Below are 14,413 nucleotides of genomic sequence, written 5' to 3'. Positions count from 1 at the left end.
TTATTTTTTTAGACCTTTAAACCCATACTTTTCAAAAGTCTTCATCGAATTTTCATTTTGAAGATAATCGTAGAATAATTGGGCTTCTTTAGCATGGGTACTATTCTTAATCACTCCCAAAGGATAAATAATAGGAGCGTGAGAATTCTCAGCTGCGGTTGCTGCTATTTCAACCTTTTGAGAAATCAATGCATCTGTTTTATAGACAATTCCTGCGTCCACATTGTTCGTCTCCACATATGTAAGCACCTGTCTAACATCCTTTGCATATACCACTTTTCCTTCAATGGCTTGCCATACATTTAATTTTTCTAATGTTTCCTTCGCATATTGTCCTGCCGGCACTGCTTCTGGAGTACCAATGGACATTTTATCTGCTTTCGTAAGGTCCTCGAAAGCTTTGATTTCTTTATTTGAATCGCTTGGTACCACTAATACTAGTTCATTTCCAACTAAATCTATTCCCTTTGACTCTTCGATTAGTCCGTCTTGCACCAATTTATCAAATTTGTCCTCAGCAGCAGAAAAGAAGAGATCAACAGGTGCTCCTTGAGAAATTTGTTGCCCGAGTGCTCCTGAAGCTCCAAAGTTATAATTTACTGTTACATTAGAATTTTCCTTCTCAAAGCTTGTTTTAATCTCATTTAAGGCATCTTGTAAACTAGCAGCTGCTGAAACGGTCAACTCCACCTTCTCTGCAGGAGCTTCTTGTTTCTTCTCTTCAGGCTTTTTCGTTTGTTCATTGGATGAACATCCAGCCACTGCTAGTAAAAATAACATCATCGAAAAAAATAAAAGTTTTTTCATTTTTTCTCTCCCTTTCAAACTAGTTATAACTAATTATAATTAGTTATAACTAAAAAGAGTATAAGAAATGTCACAATTCCTCATTTTTTAAGGATTATACTTTTTCACGGATAATACGTTACAATAAAGAATGGAGGGATGCAAATGTCAAAGGAGCTTTCCTATACGATTGAAGAGGTATCGCAGCTATTAAAAGTATCGAAATTAACCCTTTATGACCTTGTAAAAAAAGGGGATCTACCTGTTTTTCGTGTAGGAAGACAGATGAGAATAGATGCAAAAGACTTGGATGATTATATAAAAAAACATAAGACGAATCAAAATACTACATTCGCACCCTCTGTTGCCGTTCCTCACAAGAACGAAACAAAGGGGAACATTGTCATTAGCGGACAAGACCTAGTTTTAGACATTCTAGGTAAACATATCGAGAAACATTCAGCCTATAAACCATTAAGATCTTTTACAGGAAGTTTAAACAGCTTAATCTCTATGTACAATGGAGAAGGTGACATCGTTAGCTTGCATCTGTTTGACGGGGATACAGGCGAGTATAATCTGCCATATATAAAAAAAATTTTAGTGGGATACCCTTTTATATTAATAAACCTCCTTTCAAGAAAAGCAGGTTTCTACGTTAAAAAGGGCAACCCTTTAAACCTCGCCTCTTGGACTGATTTAAAACGGGAAGATGTGAAAATTATTAATCGAGAGAAAGGATCAGGAGCACGAATCCTTCTTGATGAACAACTCAGAATCAACGAGATTCCAACAAGGAACATTACGGGTTATGAGCACGAAGAGACCAATCATTTAAGTGTGGCCTCCGCTGTCTCGACTGGAATAGCTGATGTTGGTGTGGGAATTGAAAAAGCTGCTAAAATAATTGGGATCGATTTTGTTCCATTAATCACAGAACAGTATGATCTAGTTATTCTAAAAACCCCCGAAACTGAACAACTTATAAGCACTGTAAAGGGAATTTTATCATCAAATCAGTTTCAGTCTGAAGTTAACTCTATAGGCGGTTATGATACATCCCAGATAGGAAAAATAATTTATGAAACATATTAATCGGAAGGCTATTCTGCCTTCTTTTTTTCTACAAACCATTATCTTTATTAAAGGCATAAGCTGAGTAAAAGGTTCCATTTGACGTCGAGAGTGGTCGAGTCTAGAAAGACGATTAGGAAGATTTTATTGAAAAACTATAAAGCACTAGGTTTTGGGCAATGGTTGACTTATGAGTAAATGTAATTAGGTTTCTTATCTCTGCATGAATAGACTCATTGGTTACCACCTTTCCTATTTCAATTGCCGTTTCGGTCACCAATGACCTCTATTGGTTACCACTTTCCTATTTTCACTTGCTGTTTTGGTAACCAATAACCCCTATTGGTTACCACTTTCCTATTTTCACTTGCTGTTTTGGTAACCAATGACCCCTATTGGTTACCACTTTGCCTTTTTCACTTGCTGTTTCGGTCATAGAAGTTTTAATACTATCCTCATATTAATTAAACGATTGATTAGTTTAGATCAAAAACTAATCAATCGTTTGTTTAAATGCGGAAAAATCCCGTTATATCAACGATTTGGAAAAGAGGATTAAGTATAAGGGAAGTAACAAACAAAATAATTTAGAAAAAAACCTTTATTAGTTTTCAAAATCGTGTTTTTTTTGAGAGATGGATAACCGTACCCGCAAAACCTTCTAAACGTTCTCAAAAAATAGTTCTGTTTGCTAGTACAAACTTTTTCTGCAAAAATAGGGCCCACACAATCCTGTTTCATGCGTTCTTACATAAGTCCAGTTAAATCCCTTATCTACTACATACACATCTTCTTCATTTAGGAAATCATTTGCATTTAAAGACGAGGCATTTTCAAGAATGAACGCTTCATCGGAATGTTGAAAAAAAACATAACAGAATTTCTTTGATTCTCTATTTAAAGCAATATCCGCTTGTTCTTCTTGCATACAATCCCTTTTTTCAAAACTAAATACATGCCATAAAAAGTCATCCAGATAAATAGATTTCTTTTCATTATCACCAAGATGATTGCAAAAATGGTCTTCCCACTTTTTCCGCAGATATGTTCCCCATTTGGGTATTTCAGTCACCTTTACTTTTTTGCTTTTAAGTGATGTTACCAGATCCTTTCTATTTTCCAAAAAGACACCTCCTTCTGAATCACTCAAACGATATATCATCTAACGCTATAACTTCACCGTTTGATGCTTTCACCCCATAATCACAATCTAATTTTCCGCATAAAACATATTGTTTTTGTTCAAAGTCATATACATAGTAAGGTTTAAGCTCAAACAATTCTTTCATTTTTTCAAACGCCTCTTCTTTTTTAACTGTTCCTTTTTCAGGTGCTTGAAATTGGTCAAAAACTTCTAACATCGGTTTATTATCCATGTAATTTACAACTTGAAGATCCTTCGCATCAATGATCATCATCAATTTCCTTTGAAATACACGATTGTCTTGTTTGTTGGCTCTTAATATTGCATGTATATACCCTCTATCACGATGAAGGGTTTTTAGAATCCAGTTTCCACTATCTTTCGGATATTCCTGACGTAAAAGGTTTTTGACTGCCATCATACATTTCTCTTGCTCTACCTTTGAGAGTGGGAATGAATCGGGAGATGGCTCAGAGGAAAATGCTTGTTCTACTGATACATCTTCAATCCAACTATACTCTTTTCGATCAAACGATTGTTTAATCGGTTCATTCCAATAAATCGTTTTGTCTATTTGCAAATACGACTTTACATCTACAAAGATTTCAAACGGAATCGTCGACATTTGATCATTCATAACATATATCTCTTCCACCGCAAAAACAGGAAATAATTTTTTCTGTTCATATGAAGGGTATTCAATCAACCTCAATTGTTCCTTGGCTACGTGTTCTACTTTTTCAAGGGAAAGCGTATATGTTTCTTTTTTAACCATTTCCTTAGACGGAAATTGACCATGTACAGCAAAAAAGGTAAGTTTTCCTTCTTGATCAAATTTAACTTCTATATATCCAGAAGGTGAAACGGGAACACCATCGATGCATTCCTTAAAATGAACTTCACCTTGCTCTTCTTTATGTATTTGAAATTGCTTCCCATACGTTAAACCTGTTTCATCTTCAACCCATTTTATGATATCTTCCGTATTAAGATTGGCAAGCATAATTCCATCTTCTGCATATGATTTACCCATTACAAAAATAGCACTTTCAAATTTACGGCTTTTCAGGTTTAACTCAATGCTTGCTGTACCTTCTGGATTTGAACCATCATCCTCTTGTAAAGGTACATGATTAGGAAACCATTCCATACACAATGTATAATCCGTCTCATTGAAGATATTGACGTTTCGAGAAAGGCTATGTCGTTCTAAGTAGTAGTTCTCTAATCCAAATTTCTTTTTTGTAAAATCAATTAATTCTTGAATTCTTCTATCCACTTGCATATCCCCTCTGTTCTTTAAAATCCTGACATAATAAAAGACAGGGTAATGACAATTATTATTAAAGCAGCCACTTTCTAAAGTGAAGAATCAAACTAATATTTATAATAATTAAGAGGACAATGGTACAGAAACTTGCTTCCATCTCATACTACTTAACTCTGTTGGTTCCATTCACATCCCCTCTATTCGCTCAAAATCTTTACTTAAACATGCCTGTTTTAGTCTCTTTGACTTTAGAAGATATTTGATATCAGAAGAATGCTTTCTCAACTGTGTATCTCCTCTCTTTTAATTAAAATGTCCCACTACTTATCTACGAAATGACGATTGTTTTGGTCTCAATTTATTTTGCCTGTTAGCCAAAAAACTTCTCCACTAACGGTACTTTTTTGATGAACCTTAATTTTTTTCCACATGAGTGATTGATTTTTCTTTTTTTAGCTATTCACGAGCTCTCATTATCCTTGTGAGTGACCGTTTGTCTTCTTGTAGCAGTTCACGGGATCTCATCATCCTATGAGAACAATAAAAAGCCCCGATCTATGTAAGATCGGGGCCTTTCCATTTACTCAACTGTCACCGATTTTGCAAGATTACGTGGTTTGTCAACGTCGCAATCACGGTGTAGTGCTGCATAATAGGCAAGAATTTGTAGTGGTATTACAGAGATAAGTGGTGTTAATAAATCATGTACTTCCGGAATAACGAAGCTATCTTCGTCCATGTTTAGACCCTTCATCGAAATGATGCATGGGTTTGCACCTCTGGCAACGACTTCTTTAACATTACCGCGAATGCTTAAGTTTACACTTTCTTGTGTTGCTAACGCAATCACTGGTGTACCTTCTTCAATTAAAGCAATCGTACCATGCTTTAATTCTCCACCAGCAAAGCCTTCTGCTTGAATATAAGAAATTTCCTTTAGCTTTAATGCTCCTTCTAATCCAACATAATAATCAATTCCACGTCCGATGAAGAAAGCATTGCGTGTTACAGCTAAAAACTCCCTAGAAATATGCTCAATTAACTCTTTAGAGTCGCAGAGAACTTCCATTGCATTGGCAACCAGGCCAAGTTCGTGGATAAGATCAAATTCTGGATCTAGATTGCGGCTTTTTGCGGTTACTTCCGCTAAAATCACCAAAACAGCTAATTGTGCCGTATATGCTTTTGTAGAGGCAACAGCAATTTCAGGACCAGCATGCAGCAACAGAGTATAATCGGCTTCACGAGAAAGAGTAGATCCAGGCACATTTGTAATCGTAAGTGATTGATAACCCATTTCCTTAATCGTAACAAGAACCGCACGACTATCTGCAGTCTCGCCGCTCTGAGATATGAAGACAAATAATGGTTTCTCAGATAGAAGGGGCATATTATAGCCAAATTCACTTGAAATATGAACCTCTACTGGAATTTTAGCCATTTTTTCAATGAACTGCTTCCCAACAAGACCTGCATGATAGGATGTTCCAGCTGCAATAATGTACACACGATCTGCAGCATTCAACGCATGGATAATCTCAGGGTCAATGGTTAATTCACCCTGTTCATTTTGGTAGGCTTGGATAATCTTACGCATCACAGCAGGCTGTTCATCAATTTCTTTTAACATGTAGTGTGGGTAAGTACCCTTTTCAATATCACTTGCGTCCAATTCTGCAATATACGAAGTACGAGTAACTGTTTCCCCATTAAGGTTCTGAATGGTCACACCGTTCTTAGTCACAATCACGATTTCTTTATCCATGAGCTCAACGTATTCACTGGTTACTTGTAGCATAGCCATTGCGTCGCTGGCAACAACATTGAAATCAGCGCCTAAGCCAACTAGTAATGGACTTTTATTTTTCGCAACAAAAATAGTATCATTATTTTTTTCGTCTAATAATGCAAGAGCATATGAGCCATGTAAGAGTGAGAGTGTTTTACGAAAAGCTTCTAAAACCTCTAAGCCTTCATATACAAACTTTTCAAACATTTGAACGATAACTTCTGTGTCTGTTTCACTGACAAACGCAACATCTGCTAAATAATCACGTTTTAAAAGATCATAGTTCTCAATAACACCGTTATGAACTAGCGTAAAACGTCCAGATGCACTTTGATGTGGATGGGAATTCGTTCTGCTTGGAACACCATGTGTAGCCCAGCGTGTATGTCCTATCCCGATGTTAGCTAAAACATTTACATCTACTGCCTCGCGTAAATCAGCAATACGACCCTTTTCTTTGAAGACATGTACTCCGTTCTCGTTCATTACAGCAATACCTGCTGAGTCATAACCTCTATATTCAAGCTTTTCTAAGCCTTTTAATAAAATTTCTTTCGTATCATTACGCCCAATATATCCAACGATTCCACACATATTTCTTTTCCTCCCTGATATAGGGGGCAAGAATGCTTCGGAGGCTCAACTTGCCCCCTTATCTCTGTTTTTTTAAAGGTATCTGTATATACCTTTGCTTCTTTTTATTGCTAGGTTTAGTATGCGCATTTCCCTCTCTTTGTGCACCAAGTTACCTTGATGTTTTAAAGAGGAAACTATCGGTTGTGCGTTCAACCGGGAGGTATCCGCCGAACATTCGATAAACCTCCTCCTCGTCAACTAACCATTCCTAGGTTAGTTCAGGCGCTTTTATGATTACCTTTTTTACTAACTACCCTCCTTTTAAGAATATTCTTTGCTAAAAAAGGCAAAGCAAATTAATCGTACCCGATGAATTGACATTCGTCAACTAGTTACTGTTTTTACCAATTACATAATAAAATATGCATAAAGGAAGTGTTAAGTTCCCTTATGCATATCTCTATAAAAGTCTATTCTTTTAATTCCATTTCTGCTTTTACTACAAAAACAATTCGGTCCACATAGGCTTCGCATAATTCTTCTGTAGGTGCCTCAGCCATTACCCGAACAAGTGGTTCTGTACCAGATGGTCGAACGAGAATCCGTCCGTTCCCATTCATTTCCTTTTCCACCTGCTCAATAACCGCTTTTACCTTCTCATTGTCAGTGACATGATGCTTATCCGTTACTCGAACATTAACAAGCTTTTGAGGGAACTTTTTCATATCTGCTGCTAATTCAGATAATGTTTTCTGTGTTGATTTCATAATATTAACTAATTGCAGCCCAGATAATAAGCCGTCCCCTGTTGTATTATAGTCCAAGAAAATGATGTGCCCAGATTGCTCACCACCGAGATTAAATCCGTTTTTCTTCATTTCTTCCACAACATAGCGGTCACCCACTGCTGTTGGGACACTTTGAATCCCAAGTCCTTCTAGACCTTTATAAAATCCAAGGTTACTCATTACAGTTGAAACAATTGTACTATGTTTTAGACGACCTTGTTCCTTCAGATATTTTCCGCAGATGAACATAATTTGGTCACCATCGACGATATTCCCCTTTTCATCAATTGCGATTAAACGGTCTCCATCACCATCGAACGACAGACCCACATCGGCACCCTTTTCTTTAACTAAAGCTGCTAAGGCTTCTGGATGAGTTGAACCAACACCAGCATTAATATTAATACCATTAGGTGAAGCACCCATTACGGAAATATCGGCGTCCAAATCAGCAAATAGGTGTGTCGCAAGTGAAGATGTAGCTCCGTGAGCACAATCTAAGGCAATATGAATCCCTGAGAAATCTTCGTCCACTGTATTTTTCAAGTATTGAAGGTACTTTTGTCCCCCTTCAAAATAATCCATTACTTGACCTAGGTCTGCACCAACTGGTCTTGGTAATTTATCATCTGTCATATCGATTAATTCTTCAATTTCAAGTTCCTGTTCATCAGAAAGCTTAAATCCATCAGGACCAAAGAATTTAATGCCATTGTCTGCAACCGGATTGTGGGAAGCAGAAATCATGACACCGGCTTCAGCACCCAGCGCTTTTGTTAAATAGGATACCCCCGGAGTTGAGATGACTCCTAAGCGCATGACTTCGGCACCAATTGAAAGTAAACCTGCTACCAGTGCCCCTTCAAGCATATGTCCCGAAACACGTGTATCACGACCAATCAACACTTTTGGTCTGTCCTTATCCTTTGTTAAAACAAAACCTCCGTAACGTCCTAATTTAAAGGCTAATTCAGGTGTTAATTCACTATTCGCAACTCCACGGACGCCATCGGTTCCAAAGTATTTTCCCATTATCAAAATCGCTCCTTATCTTGTATACTGCTGTGTTTTATGCATTGTCTCTCATTATCGTAATGTTTGCAGACGATTTATCAGGTTTCCAAGTTACATTAGGCGGTCCATTCACTTGAATGGTAACGTTATGAACACCGTCTGTAAGACCAGTTAAATCAACGTATATATTGAAGTCGTTTGGTCCTAAACCCGTTATGGCATTACCTGATCCCCAAACTAATAAATTTACTAATCGATTGGCTGGGTCATTGATAACCACTTCATATTGTTCGGATAACCCTTTAATATTTATTGGGAGTCCTGATACGGTTTTCTCTTCTTCGCTTTTAACCACGACCGTTGCCTCTACTGTTTCAGGTGTTACTTTCGTTATTCCGTTTGAGATAATGACTGGTAGAGTGAGGGTAGTATTTTCGCTTATTTTACTAACATCAACCTCGACACGGACATTATTAGTATCTTTCAAAATAACGTCGTCTCCCGAAATAACGGCTTCCTTAACATCCAAAACAATTGATTCAATCGTTACCCCTGCTGGTAGAGTACCTTTTTCAATGATGTTAATCGGTACAGTTTTATTGTTGCTTTTTACCGGTATCGTTACTTCTACCGTTTCAGGCTCGACAATTACATCTAGTTTATTTAATTCCTTATCAAGTACCTGTACATGCGCCCCTTTTGTAACAGTACTATCTAGAAGATTTCTGCCTTCAAGTACTGCTTTAACGTATGTAATTCGATCAATTACATCCTTGGCGCCGGTAATTTTTACCTTATTCGGCTTAACGGTAGGTTGTCCGGCTGAATAACCTTCTTTAATCAAATCATTATCAAATTCAGCCTCCACCTTAAACTCTGTCGTTACCTTTTCTTGAATTGATACGGATACCGAAGCTGGTTTGATGGTTGCTTTTAATTTTTCTGATAACCCGCTTACTTCAAACTCTACCTTTTGGGTACCTATTTTTGCATTGGTTAAATCTACAAATACCTCAAAGTTTTTCAGTGCCTTGGCCGATTGTACATGGGGCATTGGACCTTCGATCGTTACCTCAACTACATCGGGTAATCCTGAAACGACAAGATTTTCGGTATCATAATAAGCTTTCACTGGAATTTCTTCTAATGTCACTGAGGTATTTTCTCCCGGTACATTAATTTCGTTTGTTTTGCCACCAGAATTTGGAACGACTGAATAAAGGAGAACTGCAAGTAATAACGCCATAATTTTAATAAACCAGGGATTATCCATCAACTTATCCATTATTCTTTCCCCTCCAGTTCCAAAGGGCTGAAGATGCTGGTTTTACTTTTGTGTTGGTTACAATCAAGTCATGAGAGATTAATTCCTTAAAACCCTCTAATGTTAAATTACGGTGAAGTTCCCCATTTTTCGTTAAAGAGATATTTCCGGTTTCTTCTGAAACAATTACCGTAATACTGTCTGTAACCTCACTTATTCCTAAGGCAGCACGATGTCTTGTACCTAGTTCCTTTGAGATAAAAGGGCTTTCTGATAAAGGAAGATAACAAGCAGCTGCAGCTACATTATTTTTCTGAATAATAACCGCTCCATCATGGAGTGGTGTATTTGGAATAAAGATATTTATGAGTAATTCAGAAGAAATTTTCGCATCTAGTGGAATTCCTGTTTCTATGTAATCACTCATCCCTGTTTCCCGTTCAATGGATATCAGGGCACCAATGCGCCGTTTTGCCATATAATCTGTTGCCTTACTAATTGCTTCAACGATTTTCTCTTGGTCTTCTTCATCAGGACCGCTGCTCCTGGAAAAAAAACGCCCCCTGCCTAATTGCTCAAGAGCTCTTCTAAGTTCAGGCTGAAAGATAATAATAACGGCAAGGAATCCCCAATCAATAGCCTGCTGCGTCAACCAGCTTAAGGTATTAAGTCCAAAAAACTCACTAACAACTCGTATAAGGAGAATGACAACAATTCCTTTTAATAGTTGTACAGCTTTTGTTCCTTTAATTAGGTTTAACAGTTTATAAATGACCCACGAAACAAGGAGAATATCAACAATACTTGCTAAATACTTCCATATAGTAAAATCTTCAAAAAACGGCATTGTTTTTCCTCCGTATATTTGTCTAACTTATAACCAATTTATTATACCATAAATTAAACATGTACCTTATTATTTGTCGTTAGATTCCTTATCATTAAAAAAGAAATCACTCACGACGAGTGACTTCTTCTTATTATTCTTCACTTTTATTAAAGATATCAATAACCTCAAAAGCTGTTTTTTTCATGTGATACCAGATCCAATCGAATACTTCATTAACCTCTTCTATTTGGCCCGTAACATGTCCGGCTGAAGCTAAGTACTTCTCTCCATTTATAACTTCTCCATTTATAACTGTTACATCACCTTGAACTTCACCTTCAATTTTCAACTTTCCGTTTCGCACGATTACATCGCCCTTGACTACTTCTCCTTCAGGGACAATTACCGTATCGTTTTGGACCACCAGGTTTTCCTGTTTAGAAACAGAAAATTCTTGTTCTTGATTCCAAGTTGAAAATACACTTCCCATCATTAGAACCAAAAATAATGAAGCTGCAGCAATGAGTGGATGATTTCGCAGCCACCGCTGCATACCAACCTTTTTCTTTTCTTTTGGCAGGCGTGCCATTACATTAGCTGTAAAATTAGGTGGTGCATGCATCATAGAAGTTCCTTTTACAACCGCAATCGTCTTCTTATATTCATTGAACAGGGTCTCACAGTCCTTGCAGCCTTTGAGGTGTTCTCTTAGAATAATCTCATTTTGAGGATTAATTTCTTCATCTAAATATTCATGCATTAGCTCAACGATTTCTTCTTCACACTTCAACGTGTTCACCTCTTATCACACATAACGTAATTGTTGTCTTAATGCTTCGCGACCACGATGGATACGGGTTTTGACCGTACCTAGTGGCATATCAAGAATTTCACTTATTTCATTTAAAGATAACTCTTCGATATATTTTAAAACAATAACTGCTCTATACTTTTCAGGAAGCTTTAAAATTTCCTTTTGAACGGTTTCTTGAAGTTCAAGACTTTCCAATTCTTTTTCGGGTAAAGGCGAATTGGATGACAACTGTGAATACATCGTCAGACCGTCTGTTCCTGAGACTTCTGCATCTAAGTAATAATCTGGCTTTTTCTTTCTGATCCTATCAATACATAAATTAGTTGCAATCCGAAACAGCCAAGTTGAAAACTTTAAATCCTGATTAAACGATTTGATATTAACATAAGCACGAATAAAGGCTTCCTGTGCAATGTCCTCTGCCTCATGGCGATTTCCCAACATACGGTAACCAAGCTGATAAATACTATTACTATAAATTTCAACAATTTCAGCGAATGCATCCTGATCGCCTTTTATTACTTGTTTTATTCTTTTTTTTATAAGGGCGTCCATTTATTCTTCTCAGCTCCAATGCGGCTATACAATCTTACGAATCAATAGCAAAAAGGTTTCAATATAAATAATATCTTCTTATATACTTTTTATATTAACAAATATTAACTTATTTGGATAAAAGGAAGCCTTAGATATTTTTGCAGGGGGGTTTTTTGTAGAAAAAATTACAGCAGCTTTCTTGGAAAGCTGCTGTCTGATGATTATATTAATTTTTCTCCGAACAATGAGCCCATCAATTCGACAGCTGCCCTTGCAGTTTTATTTTTTTCATCTAGAATGGGGTTCACTTCAACAAACTCTGCTGAAGTAATCATCTTCGACTCTTCGAGCATCTCCATTGCCAAATGACTCTCACGATAACTAATCCCGCCCATGACTGGGGTTCCCACACCTGGAGCATCATTAGGATCTAGACCGTCTAAATCAAGCGATAAGTGAACGCCATCCGTCTTTTCCTTTAGATAGGCGATCGTTTCTTCCATCACTTTTGCCATACCTAATCTGTCAATCTCATGCATAGAGTATACTTTTATTCCTTTTTCTTTGATTAATATCTTTTCACCATCATCAAGGGATCTTGCACCAATAATTACTACGTTCTCTGGTTTTGCTTTTGGGGCATATCCCGCGATATTCGTTAAAGAGGGATGACCAATACCTAAACTTGCAGCCAACGGCATACCGTGTATATTTCCAGATGGTGATGTTTCTGCCGTATTTAAATCACCATGTGCGTCATACCAAATGACGCCTAGATTTTTATAATGTTTAGAAACACCTGCTAATGTTCCAATAGCAATGCTATGATCTCCGCCTAAAACAAGAGGGAAGGAACCAGATTGTATGACTTCATCTACTTTTTCAGCCAACAATGTACTTTTTTCAGCAACGAGATCTAAATTTCGTAAATTCGATTCTTTATCGATTACCACTTCAGGTCTTCCAATCGGAATATCACCCATATCATGGATTTCTTCAAATAGCGGTTTTAGTCTTTCGTTGATTCCTGCATAGCGGATTGCACTAGGACCCATATCAACTCCACGTCTCATTTGTCCTAAATCCATCGGCATTCCAATAATAGATAGTTTTTTCATGTTCTACCCCCTAGCCCTTCATTACTAACTATTTTAACCGTTTTCAAACCAATGACTCAACTCGACAAGATTATGTATATATATACGAACATTTCACCAATCAAATATCCATAGTTCTAGAATCTAGACAAAAAAAAGCCTTAAATCAAATTTGATTTAAGGCGAAAATTTATATGTAGTGTGATGGTTATTTGCTTAGCAAAAAACCTTGGTGGAGCCTAGCGGGATCGAACCGCTGACCTCCTGCGTGCAAAGCAGGCGCTCTCCCAGCTGAGCTAAGGCCCCATAGTATTTTAGTGGATACTGGAATACTTCCTATTATTAAAAATAAAGACCCTTGAGAGAAATAATTCTCTTGGGGTCAATTTGTAAGTGATGAGCCATGAAGGATTCGAACCTTCGACCCTCTGATTAAAAGTCAGATGCTCTACCAACTGAGCTAATGGCTCTTGGCTGGGCTAGCTGGATTTGAACCAACGCATGTCGCAGTCAAAGTGCGATGCCTTACCGCTTGGCTATAGCCCAATGTTAAGGACATTAACTAGTTTGTCCAACATTTTAAAAAATTATAAGTGGTGGAGGGGGACGGATTCGAACCGCCGAACCCGGAGGGAGCGGATTTACAGTCCGCCGCGTTTAGCCACTTCGCTACCCCTCCACTTATTAAAACTGCTTAAAATCCCTTCCAGGATTTTTCGCATGCTTCCACTGAGGTTAATTCAGAAAATAAGAAGCATGGTGCCGGCGAGAGGACTTGAACCCCCAACCTACTGATTACAAGTCAGTTGCTCTACCAATTGAGCTACCCCGGCACTAATGGAAAGTTATTTTCACTACCACGAAAAACATTGCTTCGCTAAGGAATGAAATTTATTTTCACTACGTGAAAAAAATATGGTGGAGGATGACGGGATCGAACCGCCGACCCTCTGCTTGTAAGGCAGATGCTCTCCCAGCTGAGCTAATCCTCCATTTTAAAGGAAAGTTATTTTCACTATCGTGAATGGTAAGTTATTTTCGCTGTCACGAAAAAACTTTGGTGACCCCTACGGGACTCGAACCCGTGTTACCTCCGTGAAAGGGAGGTGTCTTAACCGCTTGACCAAGGGGCCATTAATATTTAAAATAGGTAAGCTTCCAAGCGGGCTCGAACCGCTGACCTCTTCCTTACCATGGAAGTGCTCTACCTGCTGAGCTATGGAAGCATAGCTAATTGCATTTAAATAAGAATGGCTCCGCAGGTAGGACTCGAACCTACGACCGATCGGTTAACAGCCGATAGCTCTACCACTGAGCTACTGCGGAATAATATTATAACAGCCTGGCAACGTCCTACTCTCACAGGGACAAAGTCCCAACTACCATCGGCGCTGAGAAGCTTAACTTCCGTGTTCGGTATGGGAACGGGTG

Annotated in this window: 11 protein-coding genes, 9 tRNA genes and 1 rRNA gene; 1 reads left to right on the top strand and 20 read right to left on the bottom strand. The window is 37.8% G+C overall.

Going from position 1 to position 14,413, the window contains the following annotated elements; genetic code table 11:
* On the bottom strand, positions 1–807 hold the full coding sequence (modA, locus tag J2Y03_RS27055) for a molybdate ABC transporter substrate-binding protein (RefSeq protein WP_310200197.1): 807 nt from the start codon (positions 805–807) through the stop codon (positions 1–3).
* A 144-nt stretch (positions 808–951) separates the two neighbouring features.
* Between modA and J2Y03_RS27050 the strand changes: the two genes are divergently transcribed.
* Complete coding sequence (locus J2Y03_RS27050; RefSeq protein WP_310200195.1) at positions 952–1,881, top strand: helix-turn-helix transcriptional regulator; 930 nt, start codon at positions 952–954, stop codon at positions 1,879–1,881.
* Between the two features lie 670 nt (positions 1,882–2,551).
* On the opposite strand, the gene J2Y03_RS27045 is transcribed toward J2Y03_RS27050, so the two are convergent.
* From J2Y03_RS27045 to rrf, 19 genes are all read right to left on the bottom strand, one after another.
* Positions 2,552–2,983, bottom strand: coding sequence for a DUF4275 family protein (locus J2Y03_RS27045; protein ID WP_310200193.1), 432 nt, complete (start codon positions 2,981–2,983; stop codon positions 2,552–2,554).
* Between the two features lie 19 nt (positions 2,984–3,002).
* Positions 3,003–4,283 carry a hypothetical protein gene (locus tag J2Y03_RS27040; protein ID WP_310200191.1) on the bottom strand — a complete coding sequence of 427 codons (1,281 nt, stop codon included), beginning with the start codon at positions 4,281–4,283 and terminating at the stop codon, positions 3,003–3,005.
* Between the two features lie 571 nt (positions 4,284–4,854).
* Complete coding sequence (gene glmS, locus J2Y03_RS27030; RefSeq protein ID WP_310200190.1) at positions 4,855–6,657, bottom strand: glutamine--fructose-6-phosphate transaminase (isomerizing); 1,803 nt, start codon at positions 6,655–6,657, stop codon at positions 4,855–4,857.
* Between the two features lie 452 nt (positions 6,658–7,109).
* Positions 7,110–8,459, bottom strand: a complete 1,350-nt coding sequence (gene glmM / locus J2Y03_RS27025) for a phosphoglucosamine mutase (RefSeq protein ID WP_310200189.1) — start codon at positions 8,457–8,459, stop codon at positions 7,110–7,112.
* Between the two features lie 37 nt (positions 8,460–8,496).
* Complete coding sequence (locus J2Y03_RS27020; protein WP_310200187.1) at positions 8,497–9,726, bottom strand: CdaR family protein; 1,230 nt, start codon at positions 9,724–9,726, stop codon at positions 8,497–8,499.
* Entirely contained in the window at positions 9,719–10,552 is an 834-nt protein-coding gene (gene cdaA / locus J2Y03_RS27015; RefSeq protein ID WP_132096970.1) for a diadenylate cyclase CdaA, read from the bottom strand. The genes J2Y03_RS27020 and cdaA overlap by 8 nt, the downstream gene beginning before the upstream one ends.
* A gap of 133 nt (positions 10,553–10,685) precedes the next feature.
* Complete coding sequence (locus tag J2Y03_RS27010) at positions 10,686–11,324, bottom strand: anti-sigma factor family protein (RefSeq protein ID WP_132096969.1); 639 nt, start codon at positions 11,322–11,324, stop codon at positions 10,686–10,688.
* Positions 11,325–11,339: 15 nt separating this feature from the next.
* Entirely contained in the window at positions 11,340–11,903 is a 564-nt protein-coding gene (sigW, locus tag J2Y03_RS27005) for an RNA polymerase sigma factor SigW (RefSeq protein ID WP_132096968.1), read from the bottom strand.
* A 203-nt stretch (positions 11,904–12,106) separates the two neighbouring features.
* Positions 12,107–13,003: an arginase gene (rocF, locus tag J2Y03_RS27000; protein WP_132096967.1), complete on the bottom strand. Its 897-nt coding sequence runs from the start codon at positions 13,001–13,003 to the stop codon at positions 12,107–12,109.
* Between the two features lie 209 nt (positions 13,004–13,212).
* Positions 13,213–13,288 (bottom strand) — tRNA-Ala (locus J2Y03_RS26995).
* A gap of 91 nt (positions 13,289–13,379) precedes the next feature.
* Positions 13,380–13,452, bottom strand: a tRNA-Lys gene (locus tag J2Y03_RS26990).
* Between the two features lies 1 nt (position 13,453).
* A tRNA-Gln gene (locus J2Y03_RS26985) sits at positions 13,454–13,528 on the bottom strand.
* Positions 13,529–13,576: 48 nt separating this feature from the next.
* Positions 13,577–13,661: transfer RNA gene (locus J2Y03_RS26980), tRNA-Tyr, on the bottom strand.
* Positions 13,662–13,739: 78 nt separating this feature from the next.
* Positions 13,740–13,815, bottom strand: a tRNA-Thr gene (locus tag J2Y03_RS26975).
* An 83-nt stretch (positions 13,816–13,898) separates the two neighbouring features.
* Positions 13,899–13,974: transfer RNA gene (locus tag J2Y03_RS26970), tRNA-Val, on the bottom strand.
* Between the two features lie 66 nt (positions 13,975–14,040).
* Positions 14,041–14,115 (bottom strand) — tRNA-Glu (locus tag J2Y03_RS26965).
* Between the two features lie 20 nt (positions 14,116–14,135).
* A tRNA-Thr gene (locus tag J2Y03_RS26960) sits at positions 14,136–14,208 on the bottom strand.
* A 25-nt stretch (positions 14,209–14,233) separates the two neighbouring features.
* A tRNA-Asn gene (locus J2Y03_RS26955) sits at positions 14,234–14,308 on the bottom strand.
* 14 nt (positions 14,309–14,322) lie between these two features.
* Positions 14,323–14,413 (bottom strand): 5S ribosomal RNA (gene rrf / locus J2Y03_RS26950); the annotation flags it as partial.

It is taken from the genome of Neobacillus niacini (genome assembly GCF_031457145.1).
GTDB classification, from domain to species: Bacteria; Bacillota; Bacilli; order Bacillales; family Cytobacillaceae; genus Neobacillus; species Neobacillus niacini_J.
The sequence above is the reverse complement of the archived record's forward strand: the minus strand, read 5'-3'. Positions and strand labels throughout refer to the sequence as shown.